Source organism: Edaphobacter sp. FHG110511_03, from assembly GCF_059115365.1.
This window is the reverse complement of the sequence record NZ_JBZYWL010000001.1, coordinates 1166886-1189714: the sequence shown is the minus strand read 5'-3', so window position 1 is coordinate 1189714 and position 22829 is coordinate 1166886. Positions and strand designations below refer to the sequence as shown.

At 54.2% G+C, this 22829-nt stretch carries 13 protein-coding genes; 1 reads left to right on the top strand and 12 read right to left on the bottom strand.

Annotated elements, in window-relative coordinates:
- Positions 1-65: 65 nt before the first annotated feature.
- The 7 genes from AC5S26_RS04830 to AC5S26_RS04800 are packed head-to-tail and all read right to left on the bottom strand — an operon-like array spanning position 66 to position 10966.
- On the bottom strand, positions 66-971 hold the full coding sequence (locus AC5S26_RS04830; protein WP_494183713.1) for a WecB/TagA/CpsF family glycosyltransferase: 906 nt from the start codon (positions 969-971) through the stop codon (positions 66-68).
- Positions 968-2431 carry an exopolysaccharide biosynthesis polyprenyl glycosylphosphotransferase gene (locus tag AC5S26_RS04825; RefSeq protein WP_494183712.1) on the bottom strand — a complete coding sequence of 488 codons (1464 nt, stop codon included), beginning with the start codon at positions 2429-2431 and terminating at the stop codon, positions 968-970. Before AC5S26_RS04825 ends, AC5S26_RS04830 begins: the two co-directional genes overlap by 4 nt.
- Positions 2418-3662, bottom strand: coding sequence for a glycosyltransferase family 4 protein (locus tag AC5S26_RS04820; RefSeq protein WP_494183711.1), 1245 nt, complete (start codon positions 3660-3662; stop codon positions 2418-2420). Before AC5S26_RS04820 ends, AC5S26_RS04825 begins: the two co-directional genes overlap by 14 nt.
- Positions 3663-3664: 2 nt before the next feature.
- Complete coding sequence (locus AC5S26_RS04815; protein ID WP_494183710.1) at positions 3665-4999, bottom strand: oligosaccharide flippase family protein; 1335 nt, start codon at positions 4997-4999, stop codon at positions 3665-3667.
- Positions 4996-6306: a GumC family protein gene (locus AC5S26_RS04810; protein ID WP_494183709.1), complete on the bottom strand. Its 1311-nt coding sequence runs from the start codon at positions 6304-6306 to the stop codon at positions 4996-4998. The genes AC5S26_RS04815 and AC5S26_RS04810 overlap by 4 nt, the downstream gene beginning before the upstream one ends.
- Positions 6303-7961: a capsule assembly Wzi family protein gene (locus AC5S26_RS04805; protein ID WP_494184606.1), complete on the bottom strand. Its 1659-nt coding sequence runs from the start codon at positions 7959-7961 to the stop codon at positions 6303-6305. Before AC5S26_RS04805 ends, AC5S26_RS04810 begins: the two co-directional genes overlap by 4 nt.
- A gap of 47 nt (positions 7962-8008) precedes the next feature.
- Positions 8009-10966, bottom strand: a complete 2958-nt coding sequence (locus tag AC5S26_RS04800; RefSeq protein WP_494183708.1) for an SLBB domain-containing protein — start codon at positions 10964-10966, stop codon at positions 8009-8011.
- A gap of 1012 nt (positions 10967-11978) precedes the next feature.
- Between AC5S26_RS04800 and AC5S26_RS04795 the strand changes: the two genes are divergently transcribed.
- Positions 11979-13223 carry a nucleotidyltransferase family protein gene (locus AC5S26_RS04795; protein ID WP_494183707.1) on the top strand — a complete coding sequence of 415 codons (1245 nt, stop codon included), beginning with the start codon at positions 11979-11981 and terminating at the stop codon, positions 13221-13223.
- A 712-nt stretch (positions 13224-13935) separates the two neighbouring features.
- Here the strand turns inward: AC5S26_RS04795 and AC5S26_RS04790 are convergent.
- From AC5S26_RS04790 to AC5S26_RS04770, 5 genes are all read right to left on the bottom strand, one after another.
- The gene (locus AC5S26_RS04790; RefSeq protein WP_494183706.1) at positions 13936-15003 is read right to left on the bottom strand and encodes an NHL repeat-containing protein; all 1068 of its coding nucleotides are present in this window, start codon (positions 15001-15003) and stop codon (positions 13936-13938) included.
- Entirely contained in the window at positions 15003-16442 is a 1440-nt protein-coding gene (locus tag AC5S26_RS04785; protein ID WP_494183705.1) for a c-type cytochrome domain-containing protein, read from the bottom strand. The genes AC5S26_RS04790 and AC5S26_RS04785 overlap by 1 nt, the downstream gene beginning before the upstream one ends.
- A 40-nt stretch (positions 16443-16482) precedes the next feature.
- Positions 16483-18024 carry a DUF1501 domain-containing protein gene (locus tag AC5S26_RS04780; protein WP_494183704.1) on the bottom strand — a complete coding sequence of 514 codons (1542 nt, stop codon included), beginning with the start codon at positions 18022-18024 and terminating at the stop codon, positions 16483-16485.
- A gap of 48 nt (positions 18025-18072) precedes the next feature.
- The gene (locus tag AC5S26_RS04775) at positions 18073-21522 is read right to left on the bottom strand and encodes a DUF1553 domain-containing protein (protein ID WP_494183703.1); all 3450 of its coding nucleotides are present in this window, start codon (positions 21520-21522) and stop codon (positions 18073-18075) included.
- A 129-nt stretch (positions 21523-21651) separates the two neighbouring features.
- Positions 21652-22746 carry a mandelate racemase/muconate lactonizing enzyme family protein gene (locus tag AC5S26_RS04770; protein ID WP_494183702.1) on the bottom strand — a complete coding sequence of 365 codons (1095 nt, stop codon included), beginning with the start codon at positions 22744-22746 and terminating at the stop codon, positions 21652-21654.
- Positions 22747-22829: the final 83 nt, after the last annotated feature.

Below are 22829 nucleotides of genomic sequence, written 5' to 3'. Positions count from 1 at the left end.
ACCGGCGCAAACGTTCGAACATGTATGGTGGACTTGCAGTCGCAATGCGGCGATGCAATCAGGATTCATAGGAGTGCCTCCGTACCGGATTCTGCTGCGGTAGAAGGAATGGCCGCGCTGCGGTGATTTCTCAGCAGTTGACGCGTGATCTTCCAAAGGAAGAGCGGATTGTTGCGAAGATAGCGGCGCCACAAACGCTTCGGATCCTGCAGCAAGCGATGCATCCATTGCAAGCCTGCTCGCTTGACCCACTGTGGACAATCGCGCAGACGGCCGGTGTGAAAATCGAAGGCCGCACCCACACCCACAAGCAGTGGCACCTGCAGACGGTCGACATACTGCGCCATAAATCGTTCCTGCTTTGGAGTGCTCAGCCCTACCCACAGCATGTGCGGCTTCGAATCGCGCAATTGGGCGAACACCGTCTCTTCCTCCCGCTCGTTCAGCGTTCGGAATGGGGGCGTATACGTTCCCACCACCTGGAGGCCGGGTAGCCTCATCTCCAGCTCTTCTTTCAACTTCTCTGCCACGCCAGGCTCGCCACCATAAAGAAAGTGGCGATACCCCCGATCCAGCGACAGTTCACACATCTTCAACATAAAGTCTGGCCCAAAAACACGGTCCATGTTGCTAAACCCCTGTACTTGACCGACCCATGTCATGGGCATGCCATCCGGGGTGTTGATTACAGCATGGTTCAGAATTTCGAGAAGGCCGGGGTCCTTCTGGGCTTCCATCACACCGTGCACGCCTGTTACGCAAATGTATCCAGCACGTCCGCCCATGACCCATTGATCGGCCAATTCAACGGCTCGGGCCATATTCACCGCTGACACCTTTACGCCGAGGACGTCGACATGCTCGTGGTCAACGGCAGAGTTTGATATGGCGGCACCACAGCCATCGCGCGAACAGAGAATTCGTGAGTTTGGTCCATTTGAAATAGACACGGTTTTAGAACGCTCCGTCATACTCCTCCACCCATTGAAAAGAACAGTGTGTGGATGAGAATCGCCAGATCCATGCATAGGGTCCGGTTCCTGAGGTAGGAGAGATCGTGATGGAGATTCTCGTGGATGGGGAAAGCTCTGTCCTTGCTCAGTTGCCACAGACCCGTAATTCCAGGAGTAACCTGAAGTCGTTGCCGCTGGTACTCGTTATAGCGACGCACGATGAAAGGCATCTCAGGCCTAGGCCCGACCAACGACATTTGCCCAAGGAAGACATTCATCAACTGAGGGAGTTCATCCAAACTAGTCAGCCTGAGGAGCCTGCCGACTCTTGTGATTCTTGGGTCGCTGGATATCTTCGGAGAGCACTCGTACTTTCTTGCTCTGGAATACATCGAACGAAATTTATACATATTGAAGAACTTGCCAGCGAGTCCCACTCTCCTCTGCACGAAGAGTGCAGGCCCAGGTGAGGTCAAGCGGATAAGAAGCAGAATCACGATGAACGCAGGTGAAAGCACCACTAAGAGGACGGAGGAAACGGCGATGTCGAGCACTCGCTTGGTAAAAGCATAATTCCAAGCAACATCCGCCGGCTCCTCGTGAATCAGCGATAGCCCACCGATTTCAATCGATTCTCGTGGCCAGCCTTCCGGTACCAGAGGATCTGACAGATGTGCGACAGGAACTCCCACCTGCCTCGCTACAGCTCTGAGCTCGCTTCCCTCTTTCAAAGGGAGGTTCGGCACCCCCAGGATTACCAGATCGCACTGGAGCGACTCCAGCAGGCTCGCCGTCATCGAAGCGCATTGCACCGGAATCGTTTGCCCCCGATACGCAAGCTCTAACGTGCATTCATCGGTCGAACAGGGGTCCTCATGGATCACGGCTACGGGACGTAACCACAAACGGGGTGACGATAAGAGTCCTGATGCGATACGCCGCCCTGTTTCACAGGCTCCGTAGATAACAACTCGTTCCATAACGGAGTACCTGCTGGGCAGCCTTTGGGCTAGGAAAGCGGTCATATACTTCTGGAGCGCCAGCAGAGGGGGCATCAGCAAGAAGGCCAGAACAATTGCACTCCGTGGGACCTCCAACCTCAATAGGAAACTGCCCAGCAAGATGAAGAGCGGAGCTTGAAAGGACATCCGAACCGCACCCGCAGTCTCCCAGACCGGATCGAGGTGAGCCGATTTGCTGTCCGTTCCCTTTCCCTGTAACAGAAGTACGGCTAACAGGCCACAAACGAGGCTGATCCCTAACAACTGGTGAAACGAATATTGGGCCGAGTCCGTGAAGCGCACTTGCAGTGCGGAAACAAGAAATATCGATGCGGCACATGTGACAAAATCCGCGACGAGTTCGCAGGCTGTCGTGATCTGCAGAAACAGCTTTCTTGAAATCGCATCCCGACGCTTGCCGGACGCCGTAACTTCATCGGTACTTATTTTCGAAACAAAGGATTCAGACGCGATCACACCCGCTCACCTTTCCCTGCGATTCGGGGCTGAATCTCTCCGTCATAGCAACTGCCTTTCGGCGTAAACGCTGAACCGAAGTGGCGTGTGCAGCACTCCCCAAGCTGGACACCGATGACAGGAGTCCCCGGTAGAGGTTTACGTATTGAGTTCCTATTACTCCGGAAGAGAATTGTGGAAGAGAGATCTGAGACTTTGGAGGTTCCTGGAGACTGGCGAGAATAGAGTCCGCAAACCGCTCCTCTGCTCCGGGGCCCAATGCGACAAAACGGCAGTGCCCCTCGCCTATCTCTCGAAAAGCAGGAATGTCGGAGCAGACGATATGGCATCCTGCAAGCAGAGCCTCCGCCACCGGTAGGCCGAAGCCTTCCGTTTCCGATGGAGCGACAAGAACTTTGCAGTGGGTGAAGCACCACTGCAGCACAGGTTCAGGGAGTCCTTGCAGAAAAACCACTCTCTCATCAAGCCGTAGATCAGATACGAGTTGATGAATGCGTGCTGTCTCCGGACCTGTGATGCCAATCACGAACAACTTCATATTCGGATCAACTGAATCCTCACGAAGCAGCCGATGGAAGACCCGAATGAGAAGTTGAATGTTCTTATTCTTTCGGTGCTGCGAAACAGAGAGGAGAAAAGGCTCACCTTGCCATCCGGGCTGAGGTAAATCCTGTGTATAGCGCTCCTCCGTCTCGACGCAGTTATAGATTCGAATGGCCTTTCGCCAGGTGACCCTCGGGACATACTGCTTCATCCGATGCACCGTAGTATCGGACACGCATGCGATCGCGTCGACGTTGCGCAAACATTGTTGCAGGATCACGCGATTGAAGATGACCTTTGGAAAGCCGAAGTTTTCCGGGATCTCGTAGGGATAGAGATCATGCAGTGTCAACACAATAGGACAAGAGATTGCCGATGCATTTACAGGAACCGGATACGATAGGTGAATGACATCGGGCCGAATCTGGGCAGCCAGCTCTGGGAGCCTGCGGTAGTACCAAAGATTCCGACTCGACAGGCTTTGATCCATGTCCACAACGTGAGTCGTGACACGATCCATCGACGAAAGGCTGACGGCCTGCACCAGTTCCTGCTGCCAGGGAGCGAGTGCAAAATGTACTTCTGAGATGCTCTCTTGCGTAAGAAGACAGCGCACCATATTTAGTGCGTGCCGTTGCACTCCGGAAATGCTGGATGAGAACTGAGCTGCAGTGATCAGGACCTTCATCGTCATGCTTCTCCCTGAAATTCGGTGATGATGGGCCTTGAAGGAATAGAGCCGCTGGACTTCTTGAAAAGTCCAATCTGCCGAATTAGGGGGAGATACACTAACAGTCCGGCCACTCCATAACACACACGCGCAATCGCAAGTCCCTGCAACCCGCGATGGTGAAGCAGGTAGAGCATCATCAGCAACAAACCGCTTCTGCTGACCAAGCTGATGTACGCTACGGTACGGAACATACCGAGTGCCTGCATCGTGTAGATTCCGGTGACGCTGAGTCCGGAGAGGGCAGAACCCACAACAATCAGTGGAAGAATCTTTGCGGCACTATGCGCAACTGCAGGTCCGGCCCAGATCCGAAGGAAACGATTCCCAAAGAGAAGTAAAATCACCCCTCCACATGCGACCAGCAGCAAATTACAGAGAAAGACGTTCAGAACAGTGTGCCTCAGCGCCGCACTCGAGAGCGTAGTCACGCGACTGGAGAGGTAAGGAAAGAAGAAGAAGAGGCCGGAAGCCGTCAGTCCGAAGAGTGGCTCAGCAAATTGGATACTGACCGAATAGGGCGCGACCGCCGCCGCTCCAAGTGAAATGCCCAACAGGATCCGGTCAAGCTGTCGAAATAACACACTACCAAGCGCCTGAAACCAGACGAAGATTCCGGACCCTAGTAGGGTACGCGTCTCCTGAGCCTGAAACATTGGCCAGAGCGACGTTGTATCCAGGAACTTTCCAAGATGTCGAAACTGAAGCCAGGTACCCACGGCAAAAAGAACCGCCGTGGCAATCATGATGCTTTCCGTCCGCTTGCCCAACAAAGCAAGAACACCGGCGGACCCCAGCGTAAGAAGCCGGATGGCCGTACTGATCTGTACAGTTCCTCGATATTCTTCAAACGCGCGTTGTGCGGCGACACTTACAGTTTCGATTGCGCGCATGAGGACCATAATGCTGGCGATACGTAGGCAAATCAGACACTCCCGCTCCGAGGTCAACCGCGAGGCGGCTATATGCCGAGCCGCATACGGTGCGGCTACCCAGACCACCATTGCAATCACCAACCCGAGCGCAAGATTGATTGCAAGCATGGTACGTACGGCCTCTATCATTGCTATGGGTTTATTCTCCCCACGCAGCCTCGCCACACGCTGTATTCCGACATCGGAAAAGCCGGAGGCGATGATGCCACCAGCACTGACAACAGCTGTGGCTACCATCCACAGCCCGTACTCCGCAGCACCCGCATTACGCAGGACTACTGGAGCCACCACAAGCATGCCCAGTGGATAGGAAGCGTAATCCAGTACGCCATATCCGGCATTTGTGATGTGTCTTCTCATGCAATCCCCTTGCCTCGTGGAGCGATCGCATGAAATCGTCTGCGGAGAACAGGAAGAACTTCAGAAGCAAGTTGCTTCCTCGGGTCGTCTGGACTAAGCCTTGTCCACGCTTCGCGGAGCAAAATCCACGCGGACACGGCTGCACAGGAAAGGAAGGTCAAGAGCAGCGTAACGATGATGCGCGGTGGAAACGACTTCTTCTCCGGAACCCCTGGAATATCGATCACACTGATGACAGGAACGTCCTTTGCCTCCTCGATGCGGGCCAGCTCGTATTGCTGTGTGAGCAACTCGAAGACGGTCTCCTGCACTTTCACGCGGCGATAGAGGTCAGCATATGGGACTGCAAGGCGAGGCAGCTGACGCAAGGGTGGGTATAGTGCTCCATTGTCATCCGGAACTCCTGCGGCGCCTTCAGACACGGAGGTTTCCGACCTCAATGGGGCAGATGACCCGGTCATCTGCGCGAGATCTCGACGAAGCGCTGCGATGCGTGCCTCGGTGCTCTTCACGCGCACATTGTTGTCACCATAGATCTGCCGCAAGGACTGAAGGCCGGACTGCTCAACAAGCAGTTCTCCCTGTACGCGCGCGCCGGTCTCGACCATCGCACGCGTCTGCTCTTTAATGTCGATAGTGCTGTTCTTGCTGGAAAACTCACTTAGCTCAAGCTGCGCACGTTCGAGATCGCCGTCCACGGCGTGAAGTCGGTGCTCGATAAAAATACGCTCCTGGCGCGCAGATGAGGTACTGTTCTTCGTAACAAGATTGTTCAGCTCCTCAAGATAGGCCTTCGCCATATCACGAGCTCGTAGAGGATCTGTATCCTCTACTTCGATCGTGATCACTCCGCTCTTTTTGTCGTCCGTGATCTTGGTGTGTCGGGCAAGGCGCTTGGCAGCGGTGAACCGATAGCGTGAGTGGTAGACCCGTTGAAGATCGAAACGATCAATCAGATGTCCACGCACCGTTCCGCTCTGCAGGAGATTGACGAACAATGCCGTGGTCGTGTGTCCTCCGAGGAGTCCGCTGGCAAGGCTGCCGAGCGCTCCCAGTCCTCCGCGGCCTGATAGCGCCGCCAGCATCATCGCGCCAGAGTTCTGTTGGTCCGGCGGCATAATGCTGGCTGTGGATTTGTACTGTTTCGGAATGAGGAAAGCTATTCCGAAACTCACCACGAGCGAGATTGAGGCGACACGAGCCAGTAGCCTTCGATGCTGCCACAGTAATGCTGAGCGAACCGCCCAGTTCGCGGGAATCGGTTCGCTGCCCTCTTTGGCCGAAATGACGGAAGTAATGGTCTTCATTTCGTCCTCCCCCTAGGCTTATAGGAAAGCTGAAGAGTAATTTCGTTATTGCGTTGCGGCTGCGGAGACAACAGAGGGAAACGCCACCACTCTGCCTGATCTTCGAGGCGTAGTTGCCATTCGGAACTTAGGGCTACGTCGGCGGTTGCACGAAAATCGCGTACGTAGCCCCCATGCAGAAACTCAGTACTGGAGTTCATGCTGCGTCCACTCACCTCGAATGATGAATGAGGCGAAACCTGCCAAGTCGCCCACATTTGTTCCCCATAACCATCCCGACCGATCCAGCTACCAATCAACTGGCGGTTATTCGTGTAGCCGCTCAGGTAATGGACATTGAAGTAGTAGTAGCCTGGAAATTCGTCCCGATGCGGGGAGACAAGGCCTTCTGCGCGGATTGTCAAACGAGGTACCCTCGGAACACATCGAAGAGCAAACCCTGAAATCCATACGCTCCGCTTTGCATAATTCAATGGAAACGGTTCATCTTCTGTGAAGGTATCTAGATATCCTGTCAGGCATTCGCGAAGACCGGGAATCCGATACTCGGCGTCAAAGGCAACTCGCCGGTCGCCCGGGTCATTTTCTTCGTCTCCGGTCCCAACGGAAAAGACGCTCCGCAGAAATGTCGAAGTGGTCACAGGCGCCCCTTGGCCGCCAAAGAGCACCGTACGCGAGACGCCGAACTGGAAATTCGGCGTTGGCTCAAACGTAACCTTTTCTCCATGAATCCAGGGCTGGTTGCCGAGAGCCACCCCGGGGGTTCCGAACGTCTCGTGATCTGTATGAATAAATTGCGCACCATCGAGACGGCCCACAAGCAGCTGCGCACGAATCGGGCCTAGCAATTTCAGGAATCCCGGCAACTCAAACGGCCTCACACGATCGTAGCGAAACATTGTGATTGGCTCTGCGTTGTTGCTGAAAAGAGTAGAGCCACTTCTCGCCGGTCCCCACCAAAGAGTCTGCTTGCCAAAAGTAAGCTGATTGTTGGCGAAGGCGTATGAGATATTCGCGTCCAGCAATCGTCCACGAAGAAAGTTCGATGGCGGCCCGAGTGCCCCAGCTGGCGTGAAGTCAGCGGCGGCAATCTGCTGCTGAGCGGAAGCGTTCGGGACAGGTGCCGATGGTACACGCTGGATCTCGCCTCGGACGTAAGCAGCAAACGGCCCAGCGGTCGCTTGAACTGACATTCCCGAATAAAGATTTACGCCCTGGCCGAACGGACGGCCGTAATCATCCACATGCGACTCCGCGAAGTGGTAACCGTCCGTCAACGGCCTGCCGGCGATCGACGTGATGTGTTGATCTATCGACTCAATCCTGAACTCTACATTTCGATCACCAGCACGGCGTCGAAGCTCTGAGGCAAATTCCAGCCTTAGAGCTCGCAATGTCTTGGCGATATCGTCGCTGACGGGCTCGTCCGCCGTTAGATCATCGGCTTCTTCCAATAAACGGGCGCAGTCAAGGCGTGTCCAGGGACGCAGATTGAAGAATGCGCTTTGAACATATCCTTTCGCTGCCAGTAATTCGAAGGCTGGATAAACCCAGCTCTCCACAGGAACATAAGGCGATGCCATGTTCGCGACGTTGCTCTGGGATCGGTCACCCGGGCCGGAGAAGCCTGCGGCTTGTCGATTCACATTAAACATAAGGCTCACGAGAATCACCGTAAACGTGCGAGACAACGACATGGGACCTAAAGGGCCGCTACTGCAATTCCTGCGGTAATGGCAATCGAAGACGCAAGCTGCGCCGTAGTCAGAAGATTCTTCCAGAGGAGCGAGTTTCCGATGATCTTCTGTGGCACCACGACAACATCGCCAGGACTCAGCTTGGTCGAGAGCACATCTGGATCGAACCACCCACCTGAGTGCCGGCCGACAACCGAACCGTTTGCGCGGATGATAAAGATCTCCTTACGATTTGCGGTTGAGTTCGTCCCCCCTGCATGGCTCAGGTACCAAGCGGCTGTCTTTCCCGGAGCGAACGTGAGCGCCGTGGCGTTGTAGACCTGCCCCGTCACGAGCACGAAGCCCGGACGTTTCGGAATTGTTAGCACATCACCTCTCCGCAACTCGATGTCTGCGGGAGTATTGGCCCAGCTATCGATATCGGCGCTGATATGAATCACCATGCGCCCAGTAGCGGGATGGCTCTTAAGTTGGTTAACCGCCTGGTCCTGCTGCGCCTTGATCAGTTGCAGGGCGCCCCCCGTATCACCACTCCCGACAGCCGGTCCAAGTCGCGCGGCTGCGGAGTTTGTTTCGATCTGACGAATAAGTTCCTGACGGCTTTTTTCCTCGAGATCACGCACCTGCGCACGGATTAATACGGCGCCTTCCGCGTATGCGGTATCACGCATTCCGCCGGCACGTCGAAGGACGGAACTAAGGCGCTCGCCTTCCTGAAAGCCATAGTTGCCAGGAAATCTAACCTGCCCCTGGATCGCGACGGATTGGCCAATCTCATTCCATCCGGTGATCTGGTGGATCGTAAGGATGTCACCGGGTTTGAGCAGAACATCCGCATTCGGCTCGCTTCCAGAAACAGCAGCGCCAATATGCAGAGTGGAGACCCTCCCCGCAACACGGCTGCCGCCTTCGACACCGTAGCTGGTCAGGTCGGCACCATCCAGCAAAGCGTCGCGCTTGAACCCGCCTGCCATCCGCACAAGCTGGGCGGCCGTCATGCCGTTCGACAGCGGATAGGTTCCTGGCCGTAGCACCTCACCATGGACGATGACCTGCGGCGTATCCACCTCATATCGTCCAAAGATGCGGATCGTATCGAAGGGCTGAAGAGTGAGATTTTCATTGCCAATCAACACCTCAGAAACATTGAAGGCGATGGTCTCTGCGTGGAGATCAGGGGGAACCAGACGTACAATCTCGCCGTGGGTTGCCGGCTCGGGCAACATATCCTGATAACTGTGCAGCACATCGTTGAGCCGCATGCCGTCGGTATAAGACAAGCGACCCGGGCGAGCGACGTGGCCTTGAAGATAGATCGCTCGCTCGCTGTAAGGAAGAATCGGAGCGATATGGATGCGGTCTCCATCCTTGACCGCAAATGTATCGATTGCAGCTCGGTCCGTCTGCGAATCCTGTCCACTGATGCCCTTCACCGTTACCGTTTCACGCTGACGATTGGCATCGATGCGTTCGATCGTGATGTGCCCCAGGGAGGCTGCGGCCGTTAGGCCGCCGGCATCCTCAAGCACCGAAGCAAGAGTCGATTCGTTGGGCTTTAGTTCATAGATGGCTGGCCGTTTTACTGCACCAGAAATAGCAACCTGCGACCCCGCCGGAGGCACCTGAAGCGTGTCTCCGCTTTCGAAACGGGCGCTGCCCTTTCGAATTCCATGGAGGAGGAAATCATAGAGATCGACATCCTCGATCAGCGTCTGTCCACGGTAGTGCCGGGCAATGCGAAGGGAGCCAACCGAGGTGGGTCCGCCAGCCGCATAGAGCGCACTTAGAGGAGTCGACAAGGAGCTGATGTCATATCCACCCGGCCGTTGCACATCTCCAACAACATAGACACGCACCGAACGCAGCCGAGAGATCGTGACGGCGACCTGAACATTCCGATATTGCTGTTTGAGCGCACCTTCGATGAGGCTCTCTGCCCGTTGAAGCGGCAGGCCCGCAACTTGGAGCGAGCCCGCGTCGGGTAACAGAATATGACCGTCCCGGTCGATCACCCGGCTGACGCTTTGCGTGACTCCGCCCCAAAAGCTAATGGTGAGGGTATCGCCCGGACCGACGACATAATCTGGACCCAGAGGCACATCAAGCGGCGTGTCTCTCGCGGACACACCGCGTTCCATCGAGGGGAACTCCTGGCTCATCGAGGGAAACTCCCTGCTCACGAAGACCTCTGAGCCAAACCGCTTTAAAGGAGCTGCATGCTCTGGAACCTGGGTGTATAGATCACGCATGGATCGTAAGTTGTAGGGAGTGGGCAGGCGCAGCACCTTCGGAACATCGGTCGAGGCGTTTGTCTCTTCCTTCCCACGGTTTTCCATTTTGCCCCGACTGTTTCCTGCAGGGAGAGTCGTGCGCGGTTGGCCGTCTCCACCGCTATCAAAATTAGAGAACTCCGTATCTCCCCCTGCACTCATGCCAGACGGGCTCGTGCTCAGGCCATCGGAAGACGGTATACCAAACTGCGAATCGTTCTGCGCGAGCCCAGCGCCTCCACTCTGGAGTCCCCCTTGGGGAACATACCCACGTGCCCTCAAATAGGTCGTAATATTTGCGCGCACACTGGCATTCGTCGCGATCTGGTTGTAAAGCATCTCGTCGGAGATGTCGGTCGCCTCCATCTGCGTGCCCTGCTGTTGAAGACGATCGGCAACCTGCGATTTCACGTCCATCAGCAGATTTTGGTTTTGCTGTAGAATCCGGATGATTTGATCGGCAGGCAGCGACGCTACGGGCGTATCCAGATTGCTTGAAGTCGTGACGGCGCTGCGATCGTCAGCGGAATCCGAGCTGCGGCCAAACGCCAGCGCGGCTGCACTCGGATCATCGTTCGTCGGGGTTGGCGACGTATCCGACTTATCCTGCGTCGAACCAGAACCGAGCACTTCCTGAGCCCTTGCATTGCCTGCCAGGAGAAACAACGATCCCACAGCGGATGCCAGTGCCAAGAGAATTACACGTGAAGTGCGAACGAAACAGGTATGCGGATACGCGTGTTGCCTTAGAGTCATAAAGGGGGTCACACCAGTAAAAGCAGCACCTGCTGAGCTGCCGACTTCTCCTTATCTCCTTATCGACCCTAGAGAACGGACACATCCACAGTGTCACGGGTACATCAGTGAATTGTCATTTCTTTGTTGCCTCCGATTAGAGGCCCAATAACGCCCAGTTGTGCGGGCAGCAGCATCCACGTCGAGAGAAGTGACAATCAAATTAACAAAGACAGATGATCCGGGGACAAATATGCCGCGTTCGATTTAACTCCGGATGATCGTGCGAACCTCCATCTTCTGGACAGCTACTTGGACGTTGGCTTATCCTAGTTGGCCTCTTGTTGCTAAGAGGCGACAGAACTTCTATGGGACGCATATATGGTCGGAACCGAAAGGACACAGCGTTCCGGCTGAGCTCTGGGTCCCCTCGTGGTCATCACGCGCAGGAAGACTGGCTGAGGGACTATCGGACCCAGGCATTCGGCGTCGCGGACGGTTAGATCGGATATATTGAGCCGCCTTCTGCAAGCAGCAGACCGGTCGTACTGTGCAGATCCTCGTTGGAGTAGCGATGTAGCCTCCGTGGCTCGTCAGTCTGTCCCGTCAAAATCTTGACCTTCACATCGCCGGTACGCTGATCGGGTTACATGTTTCCACTGCAATATGTTCGCAAAGCGGATCAGAGCTCATCAATCCCAACAGTCGTATGACAACTGCTTTACTGTGAGTTGACAACTGTTTCTGCAAGCCACTCTATCCTCACTACAATACGGCACTGTATACGCGACTCTGGTGAATGTGCGCTACGGGGCCAACGCGGAGAGGTGACATTCACTTGTCAGTCGATAGCAAAGGAATCTCGGAAGGAACACAACTTCGCGACCCGTCCAAACCCTCGGCTGCTGGTAGCCCTCCGTCAGAGAGGCAGTCGTCAGCCCAAGAGTCAATCCTGATCAACAGCAAAGTAATGTCCCATATAAGTCGAGAGCAGCGAATCCGTCAGGCTGTGCTACTGAGTTTTTGCGATCCAGTATCTGAGGAGGTCGAACAATTGCTTCACCTCTCGACTAGGGAATGGCGCAGACTGCTACGTTGGTTGGACATCAGTGGTCTTGCACTTTATTTCCTTGACCGCTTCACTGAACAAGGGTTACGCAATGCGTTGCCGCGAGCCGTCATCGACCGCTTGCAACAGAACATGGATGACAACACAAAACGGACGCGCGGCATGGTGGACGAGTCGGTGGCCATACAGACCGAATTTGACAGCACTGCCATCTCGTACGCCGTCATGAAAGGCCTGGCACTATCTCCCGTGTCGGTGCCGCGTTCGGAACTAAGGCACCAATTCGATCTTGATTACCTCGTTGCTGAAAAGAGTGCTCCTGAGGCTCGCCGTATTCTTGAGCGTCGAGGTTATCGCTTATACGCGATCAGCGGGAAAAGCTGGGAGTTCAAGATCAACGAGACACCTCGCGTATCGACGAAGGACTTTTACAAGGACCTTCCGTACCGCGCAGTGGAGCTGCATTTGGAGGCCGATAAGAAGGGTGGGGATTCGCGATTGAACAGAATCGTGAATCGAGAGATGTTTGGCATCACCATGCCAATCTTTTCGCCTGTTGACCTCTTCCTGAGCCAGGGACTCCATGCTTTCAAGGACGTGTGCAGCGCATTTTCTCGTACTGCACATATCCTTGAATTCTATCGGCATGTGCTTGCCTATCGTAATGATGATTCGTTCTGGCAGGAACTTCGGAGTGTTGCCGAGCGTGATCGGAGAGCCACTCTAGGCATCGGGGTAGTGACATACCTGATCACCTCGATCATGGGCCATTTCGCTCCTGAAGCACTGACGGAATGGACTGTCAATGTTCTTCCTCCATCCGTGCGTCTCTGGGTGGATCGATACGGCCGTCGTACTGTTTTCGCTGATCATCCGGGCAGAAAACTCTATCTACTGCTGGAGAAAGAGCTTGAGACCGCGGGTATTCCTGCAAAGCGTCCGCTCAAGAAGTCTCTACTGCCCTCACGCCTGCCACCATCCGTCATACGAAGATCATCGAACGAAGCGTTTTCGACACGAATCGCTCGCTGCCGTGTGCAGGCCAACTTTCTTTCTTCTCGCCTGCGTTTTCACCTCGTGGAAGGACTTCGCTATGCAATTGAGTCCTATCTCTGGCGTCGGTACCTGGAGCGGCTGCCATCATGATCTGCTCTTTACGTCCTGTAGCGCTTGCCTTGATGTGGCCGCACCGTCGTTTGATTCACTCTTGTCCAGCTGGGACCAGCGCTGCTGCAGGAGTGGCCTTCGGGAGGGCATGTGCTGGAAGTCGGTGGTGGCGCAGGTGAAGATGTCCTCAGTCAGAGGACGAGCTTTCAGAACAGAGAGTAACTCTCGACGAATCTACCTGAAAGGTACCAAGAGTCGAAATAGCAGTCGGAGTGAAGCTGGAGAAAGGGCACAGTGCGGGTCGATCCCTGGCGCATATTCACAAGTGCAATAGCGGTACACTCGTCAGCTTTTTCCTGTTTCGAGAAATTACTCTAAATTACGGTCGCTCAGCTACTTAGGGTTACGCTAGGCTACGCCAGCATTTCTTTTATTTTCAAAGACTTACATCGTTGATCCAAAACTCATAATCCCTTGGTTGGGGTTCAAATCCCTCCGGGTCCACCATCTACGCGAAAACATATTGCGTTACGATGCGTGCTACATCAACGCGGGCCGCCGATACCTCATGAGCGAAAGCGTTCTTGCTCTGCGAGAAGACTTTCATGTGGTGACATGACGTGGGGACCAGCTTCATTAGGAAGCTAAATTGGAAAGATTCAGGGCAAAGTGCTTCGTTTGGCAAAAAATATGGCGTCATACTGATCAGATTGAGTTGATCAGTTGCGTAATTTGCGCGCGGACCTCGGGACTACAGCCTCTCTTTGGCTAACTTTGTGACACGTCCCGTCTGGTTCCAATCCGAGATATAGATGTCTCCTCTATGGTCGATATGGCATCCATGCGCTGCGCTGAAAAGCGTAGGAAGAATCGCCTCGGGGCTCACCTTATAGTTGGCCCACTGCGTCTTGTCTGGATTGTCGCCAAGAAAAGCTACGGGGTAATTGTCTTTATCCAATATTGTGACGCGTCCCTCCAACTCGGAGACAACCGCATAATCGCCATGAAAGCTCACCTGGCAGGGTCGCCTAAGAGGATGCGCGATGTTTGCCACAAATCGGCCATCAAAATCGAAGTGCGTAAGGCGTCGATTTTCGCGATCGCACACTAATAGAAGAGGCTGATCATAACGTATGTCGACTGCTAACGAATGGCAGCAGTTGCATTTTCCATCGAGGCTGCCTTTGCCCGCAAAACTTGTTTGGTATTGTCCGTTCTTATCGAACTTGAAGATGCGCGAGTCACCATATCCATTGGCAATGAATATCGAGCCATCCGGCCCAGAGATGGCGGAGGTGATCCTCCATTCATTCGGAGCGTGAAAACCTGCCTCAGCCGGTGCCGTGATCTTCTGCATCACTGTCCCATCGGTCTTAAGCTTCACGAACAACCAGTTTTGCTGGGGCGTCCCTTTTTGTACAACCGTATAGAAACAGTCCTCCCCCTGCTCATTTGCGAGGATCATAGAATGTATCTCAGGGAATTCTGTAGCAATGCGCTTTAGTAATTTCCCATCGCTGTCATATACCAACAGCCCAGTATTACTTTGCGTGCTGACGTAGACCAATCCCGCATTGTCGGTTGCGATTGCCCCGTGGGTTCCACCGAATGCAATACCATCCGGCAGATGTCCCCAATTCTCAACTTTGCGATAGGTCCACTCTCCATTACCCGTAAGCATTGGAGTTGAATCAACAGCAATCGGTTCGGCAGATGCTCTCGCACTAGAACCCAACATGGACGAGGCGGCTCCGATCGCCGCGGCTCCAAAAAACCTGCGACGGTCAAGATTGCCATTGAGACTACGAACGTTTGACACTAGGACTTCCTCCGTAGTGAGCTGGATGCCTTGCTGGGTGCTAAGGGTTGGGCTGGTGTATTAAACAGGTAAAGGTGGCGCAGTGTCTTGAGCGATTGCAGTGGAACAATGGCCGCTGAGGTAACGTTCGTCCCACTCAGATTCAAATAATTCAGCTCTGGGAGTTGGGTAAGCTTCGCGAGACCGCTCCCCGAAATGGCGGTACCCTCGAGATGGAGTACTCGAAGATGTGAAAATTTGGCGAGCGTAGCAAAAGACGCATCTGTAATCGAAGTTCGACCCAGTTCCACTTCGACGATATAGGGTGCGAACGGTGCAAATTTCTCGAGTTGAGCATCATTGAAAGAAGGTGCAGCGTCGACAGTATTCAGCACAAGACCGTCGCCCGGATTTGTCGATACCTGCGTTAGCGTTACACCTTGCGATTTCGCGAGCTGCTGCATGTTCTGCATCATGCTGCTATAGTCGGTGACCTGTGGCAAAGGTGTATTGATTATGACGTCGGGTAAAGATATCCCGCTCAAAGCCTTCGCGGTGGGAGAGGCCCCTTGTGTAATCCACGCTCGAATCAGTGTGATGTCCTGGGACTTCAAAGCAGGCTTGCCATCAGCCGGCATGAACTTGGGATGTGAGTTGGGCAGTGTGACACGCTGAAGGAGAATACTCTGATCCGGCTTGTTTGGAAGAATCACGGGGCCCCCTCTCCCACCTCTCAAAAGAGAGTCATACGAATCGACGCGCAACCCACCCTTAACCTTCTTACCCCCATGACAGGCTGCGCAATGACTATCCAGTACCGGGTGGATATGTCTGGCATAAACCGAATCCGCGGCCGGGACGATCTTCGGCTGTTGTGGACCAAGTCCCGTTAGGTGTTTCAAACTTTTCGGCAGATACTCAAACAAGTAGTTATCGCCATGCGTGAGTGACCCGCCCATGTGCGCCGCCCAAGACAATAGCAACAACACACAAACGAGCGAGACTGGGTATGCGTTGGCGATGACACCGGTGGACGTTCCCGAAGCCCACATAGGACGGATAAACCAGCAGGTCACTACCGCAAGACTAAGAGCGATGCCACCCCACATATGTCGCGTCATGCTCTGCCCTGTAGTTCCGCCACCATATGCCAAAAGATATCCAAAGGTCACGGCAACGAAGCAACTAAGCGCACTCAGCGATAGGACGAAGGATGCTGCCTCGCGAAGGGCAGAGCGAAACCTCCCAGCAATCTCCAGAACAGGTACGAGCAAAATGAGTCCGATAGGCACATGCACGATCAAGGGATGAAATCTGCCTAAGAACTGCTGCCAGTCGGCATGAACTTTTCCATCCAGCCGGAAAAAGAATGGCAGCACGAGAAGGATTGCACTGATGAAGGTCGCACCGAGCTTGATTGCCTTCGATCTGTCTTTCACCGAGGAACTTGGAAGTGCCACGATCTTCATCCAAACTGCGCCCAAGCCAGCCCTCACTTCACTATGCAAGCAGTCCAGGAACTACATTGGCTGGCGTGGTTCCAGTCAATTTCTGGTCCAGCCCCTGGAATTTGTAGGTTAGTTTGTTGTGGTCGATACCAAGGCAGTGAAGTAGGGTGGCATTGAAGTCTCGCACGTGCACGGGATCCTTCACCACGTTGTAGCTGAACTCGTCTGTCTCTCCATACGTTATGCCAGGCTTGACTCCACCCCCAGCCATCCAGGAGGTGAAGCAACGCGGATGGTGGTCTCGGCCATAGTTGGTTGGAGAGAGGCCCCCTTGACTGTATACAGTTCGTCCAAACTCACCACTCCAGATAACCAGGGTATCGTTGAGAAGTCCGCGCTGTTTTAGGTCCGTAACCAACGCATAGCATCCGCGATCCGTCTCATTGCAGATCATGGGGAGCACGCCCGTAACGTCGCTGTGGACGTCCCATCCACGCTTATAGATCTGCGTGAAGCGCACGCCACGCTCCGCCATACGCCGCGCCATGAGGCAATTGTAGGCAAACGTTCCCGGCTCTTTTGCATCGGGTCCGTAGAGATCCCAAGTGGACTGAGGTTCCTTGCTCATGTCCGTTAGCTCTGGCACGGAGGCTTGCATACGGTATGCCATCTCATACTGCGAAATGCGAGAGTTCGTCTCGGGGTCACCTAGTTCTTGATAGGTCTGTCGGTTAATCTCATTGACCGCATCGAGCATCTCGCGGCGAACCTCGCGGTCAACTCCGCGTGGATCACTTAGATAGAGGACAGGATCACCAGCGGATCGTAAACCAACTCCCGCATATTCGGAGGACAGGAAACCGCTACTCCAAAGACGCGACGAGACCGGTTGATTGTTCTCCTTTGGGTTGGTCTTACTCAGCAAGACCATGAACGTCGGCAGGTTGTCATTCATGCTGCCGAGTCCATAGGAAAGCCAGGAGCCGAGACACGGTTTTCCCGCATTCATGTTTCCAGTGTTCAAGAGCATGATCGCAGGCTCGTGATTAATAGCGTCCGTATTCGTCGACTTTATGATCGTTAGGTCGTCGGCAAGCTTGGCTGTATATGGCAGAAGATCGCTGACCCACGCACCCGACTTGCCATATTGCTTGAAGGCCCAGTGAGATGGAGCAATGGGAAAACGTGCCTGGCCAGCCGTCATGCCTGTCAGCTGCTGTGTTCCACGGACTGAATCCGGAATGTCTTTGTCATAGAGCTGCGCAAGGCCAGGTTTGTAGTCCAGTAGATCCATCTGCGGCGGTGCGCCAGACATGAAAAGATAGATTGCTCGCTTCGCTTTCGGGGCAAAGTGAGGCAGTCTCTGGAATTCACGCGAAGGACCGCTCGGTACAGGAGCATTGACTGCGCCGGTCATTGCCTTGTCACCGATCAGACTTGCGCAGGCTGCCCACCCCAGGACCTTGCCGGCTCTTCCAAGGAAGTGACGCCGTGTCTGCAACTCAGCCCATTCTCGCTTGATGCCATCAGAGATTGGAAGATCCAAGACCGTAGGACCGTGCTCTGGATCGGTGCAAAACGGATGCTGCTTCATAATGCTTCTCCCTCGTCCCCTAATCCGTGCAGCCGCCAGCGGATGAGCCTACTTGTTCAAAGTCTCATCGAGATTCATCGTCTCGTTCACCACCATCGTCCAGGCTGCGAGTTCCGCTACTGGAACCGCCGTATTTCTTGGTTTTTCGCCGACTGACACCAGATCTCTAGCTGCGCTTGGATCGGCACTGTAATGATGCTCCATCTGTTTTAGCGACTGCTCCAACGTCAACTCGACCTTAGGCGAAGGCTTGTGCGCCAGCAAGATCTGGCCGAGATAATCGATCCTCTGTTTGGGATTTTTTCCGCCCTCGACTAAAACGCGCTGTGCCAGGGCTCGCGAGGCCTCAATGTACTGGACGCCGTTCATCGTCGCCAGCGCCTGCAGAGGCGTATCGGTCCTTTGACGTCGAGTGCAAACTGTATCTCGGGTGGGAGCGTCGAACGTGTCCATGTCCGGCTCCATCGCCATTCGCTTCCAATAGGTGTACAAACTGCGACGATACAAGGCATCGCCGTGCTCTTGTGTGTAATGGGTCGTGTCGCTGGTGGGATAGCCGACGGACTCCCATACGTTTGCCGGCTGATATGGCTTGACACTCGGGCCACCTATCTTGTCCACCAGAAGACCGCTCGATTGAAGAGCAATATCGCGAAGCATCTCCGCGTCCATCCGAAAGCGGGGACCGTGAGCCAGGAGCAAATTACGTGGATCCTTGGCAAGCTGTTTCGGCGTCGACTTCGCGCTCTGGCGATATGCCGCCGACATCACCATCAACTTGTACATGTGTTTGACATTCCAACCGCTGCGGCGAAACTCAACGGCAAGCCAATCGAGCAGCTGAGGGTTGGACGGCCTTTGCCCCATGATTCCGAAGTCCTCGGTGGTTTCGACCAAACCGGTCCCGAAGAGCTCGTTCCACATGCGATTTACACTGACTCGAGCCGTCAGCGGATTATTCTCGCTTACCGTCCACTCCGCGAGCGCCAGCCGATTATGCGGCTTCCCCGCAGGCAGTGGAGGTAAGAAGTGAGGTGTATCTGCTTCGACTCTTTCTTTTCTTGCAGAATAGATTCCGCGATCAAGAACGTCGGCATACGCTACGGTCTCTTTCTCCTGGGACACGATGGAAATGTCCCCACCTTGGGAAAGTTTTCCAAGCTCGTTATCCATCTCCGCGATCTGACGCTTCATCGTCTTCGTCGACGCGTCGATCTCGTCGAAATAGAACGAAGTGACGGTGTGCCACTGATCGCGGCTCCAAGCCGTGGCCGACTTGCGGATGATCGCAGCGACTTCGTCTTCATACGGTAGACGCTTTGCCTCCTGCGGATTCAAGTCCCTCGCATACAAACGGAAGTCCTGATAACGCGTCTCTTTCGCGGGCCTTACATCGGGGTATCTCCATCCAAACTGGAGCGGAACGGTTGTCCGAATAGTGGAATGGTCCAGTGTGTCGGAAAGGACCTTAGTGGCTACAGGCTCGCCGTTCACATAAATTTTGATACCCGAAGCCTTACCGGAGCCATCGTAAGTGAAAAAGATATGCTGCCACTGTCCATCCTTAATGACTCTTTCAGCAGTGGAAACCCTGATCGCACGGCCGTGAATGACGGGCCACTGTATCGGCGGCGGGACATCCGAAACTTGCTTGGCGACTGGCTTTTTATTGGACTTCGGCTTGGATTTCTTCGCTGGCTTCGGAAAGACTGGATCGATGTGCTCTGCGCTACTAACTAGATCTACGCTGATGACTCCTTGATCGGTCGCAAGATCCCAGCCTCGATTCATCTGCGTCGTATCCATCTTCGAAAGAAGAGACCCGTTCATCTTTCCCACAGGAAAATTGGGAGTCGAGCGAACCATGAACCAGCCCCCGCTTGAGAAGGCCTGACTCCATTCAAAGTCTCCGGCCTGGCCAAGATTCACATGGCTCGAGGTGTCCATCCGAAAGTCTGGCCATAACCACGTTGTCTCTCCCCATAGCGGCTTCGACTTGCCCAAAGAGAAGGTAGCTGAGCTGGCGTTCGGAGCGACGTTCTTCAACATGTCACCCCCACCCTCATCCAGGCGAAGACGTACCTTCAGAGCCTCCGTCGAAACTGGCTGTGGGGGCCGTTGATGCGATTCCAACCACTGCTTGATTCGATTTGCCGACTGCATCTGCTCTTGCTGCAAAGCAGTTACGAGTTCCGATCTCTTCGACAACACTCGGTTGAAGGCTTCGACATTTCCAGCTTTCGGGATATGGACTATGGGAGCCCAATCCGGACGGTCTCCGTTGAAAGGCAGCTCGTTAATGTTGTTGAAAAAAGCGCTCAGCTGATAGAAATCCTTCTGCGTGGTCGGGTCATACTTATGGTCGTGGCAGACAGCACATCCGACAGTCAGCCCCAGAAAAGCTCCACCATAAGCTTCGGCACGTTCGCGTGAAAGGTTGACCCGCAATTCCTCTGGGATCGTTCCTCCCTCATTCGAGCTGACACCCGCGCGGACATACCCACTCGCGATCAACGTACTAATATCCTTGGCAGGCATAAGGTCGCCGGCGATCTGCTCCTTCACAAACCGATCGAACGGCATGTTTGTGTTGAACGCCTTGATGACATAGTCACGGTACGGCCAAAGATAACGGCTATTGTCAAAGTGCAGGCCATACGTATCCGCATAGCGAGCATAGTCCATCCAGTAACGTGCTCGCTGTTCCCCAAACGAAGGACTGGCTAGTAGCCGATCTACAAGCTGTTCATAGGCGGCGGGAGATGGATTCTGCACATATTCGCTTACCTGCTGCGTCGTCGGAAGAAGACCTGTGAGGTCAAGGGTTACGCGGCGGATCAGCGCTGCCTTGTCGGCCTCGGGTGATGGGACCAGGTCTTCTCTTTCAAGCCGCGCCAGAATGTAGTCATCGATGGGAGTCTTTGGCCAGGATGCATCATGCCTGGTCGGGACCGTAACCACCGGTTTGTCAAAGGCCCAATGAGGCTTGTAGTGGGCCCCTTCTGCAACCCATTCCTTCAGAATCGCAATCTCACGCGGCTTCATCGGTTTCGCTTCGCCTTCAGTGGATTGAGGCATCAATTGATGAGGATCGGTCGACTCAATTCTCCTAATGAGCTCGCTCTGTTCTGGATGACCGGGAACGATTGCGTCGGGCTTACCCGGCCGCTTCCGAAACGCCGATTCTTCCAGGTCGAGCCGCAACGAAGCCTTACGTGCCGCTGGGTCGGGTCCATGACAACTGAAACAATTGCTGGCGAGGATGGGCTGGACATCCTGATTGAAGTCCAGACGAGACTCGGATTTGAGCGTGCTTGAATCCGCAGACCATTTTGCACGACAACCAGTTAAGTTAGCGATGATGGCGCAGACGATTACCATCAAGACGACACGCGCCAACAACCGCTGGACGCTGGTAACGGATCCATGGTGCTGGATATCGTGTTGAATTGGTTGGCCTATCTCACGGAGACCGCGTGATGTTCGTTGGTTCGTCATTGCGTTATGAAATGGACGACATTAGACGTTCGATTCGAATCCTTCGAAAATAGCCAGCCCATATTACTCCGCCGAACTTCTCTTTCAAAGATTCCGACCGATCAGTCGTACCGTCACCAACTGCAAAATTTAGGATAGGACGGCGTGGCGACTGGCAAGCTGCTCCACCGCATCCCATCTGAGGTGGATCCCCACTCCTGGCTGCCCATCTGGAATCATTTTGCCGTCCTTAGTCACAGGCATATGAGCAAGTAGACGATCCAACGGATCTGCGCCAAAGGTTGCAGGAATTACCTCTACTCCCTCTACAGTAGGAAAAGCGCTTGCCAAATGAACATGAAGCGGCCAGAAAACGTGTGGCAGAACCGTTCTTCCTCTGCCGGTCGCAAGAGCAATCGCTTCGATCGCGCCGGTGATTCCTCCCACCGTCGTGGCATCGACGCGCAAAATATCTATTCCGGTTACCAAGTCAGAAACCGTTTGGGCTCCATAGACGTCCTCGCCGGCAGCAATTGGCGTCACCATCTGCCGGCGCAATTCGTGAGTCAGCCGCCAGTCGGATGCTGCAAAAGGATCTTCAAGGAAATCTAAGCCAAGGGAGTCGAGATGACGACAGGTTCTTCGAGCCTCCGTCAAAGTAGTCCAACTCCAATGCGCGTCAGCAGCCACACGACCTGGCATTGTCTGGACTGTTTCCGTCACGTATTTAGCATCGAAATCCGAGTCATTTCCGTTGAGCATGATCTTTACTCTGTGACAACCTTCGTCTCGTAAATGGCTGATCTCATCAACGACTTCGGCGATTGAGCGCTGATCGATATAGTAACCAGCGACCTGTGTTGTCTCAACCGACGTTCGAAAGCCGCCCAGGTATTGGAAGAGCGGCTGTGCCGCGCTTTTGCATGCAATATCCCAGAGAGCAATGTCAATCAAGCTTAGTCCGCGAGTTAGAGCAGCCCTTGCAGGAATGTTTGACTGTTCAAGATCAAACATCACGCGCCGTCTCATTTGCGCATCCTTACCGAGGATGCGACGACCCATAGCATTTAGGGTGTCAAAAAGAGGCGTTCCGCGTGGGTAGCCAATCGCCTCTCCCGCTGGTCCGCCCTCGGTTTCAATGCGAATGACGACATAATCTCTCGTACGGATCTCGACAGAACCGAGTCGAAGGACACGTGGAAGGGGGATAGAACATTCTGCAATCAGGATTTTGGAAATGTTCAAAAGGATCACCGATTAGGATTAATATCTCAATATTTGATAACGCAATCATATTGTGTTACATTTTCTGCGTCTTTGAACAAGAA

Bases quoted from the DNA above. Each gene is read 5' to 3' on its own strand.
- AC5S26_RS04830 (WP_494183713.1), bottom strand. From the start codon at position 971: ATGACGGAGCGTTCTAAAACCGTGTCTATTTCAAATGGACCAAACTCA.
- AC5S26_RS04820 (WP_494183711.1), bottom strand. From the start codon at position 3,662: ATGAAGGTCCTGATCACTGCAGCTCAGTTCTCATCCAGCATTTCCGGA.
- AC5S26_RS04815 (WP_494183710.1), bottom strand. From the start codon at position 4,999: ATGAGAAGACACATCACAAATGCCGGATATGGCGTACTGGATTACGCT.
- AC5S26_RS04810 (WP_494183709.1), bottom strand. From the start codon at position 6,306: ATGAAGACCATTACTTCCGTCATTTCGGCCAAAGAGGGCAGCGAACCG.
- AC5S26_RS04805 (WP_494184606.1), bottom strand. From the start codon at position 7,961: ATGTTTAATGTGAATCGACAAGCCGCAGGCTTCTCCGGCCCGGGTGAC.
- AC5S26_RS04795 (WP_494183707.1), top strand. From the start codon at position 11,979: ATGTCCCATATAAGTCGAGAGCAGCGAATCCGTCAGGCTGTGCTACTG.
- AC5S26_RS04780 (WP_494183704.1), bottom strand. From the start codon at position 18,024: ATGAAGCAGCATCCGTTTTGCACCGATCCAGAGCACGGTCCTACGGTC.
- AC5S26_RS04775 (WP_494183703.1), bottom strand. From the start codon at position 21,522: ATGACGAACCAACGAACATCACGCGGTCTCCGTGAGATAGGCCAACCA.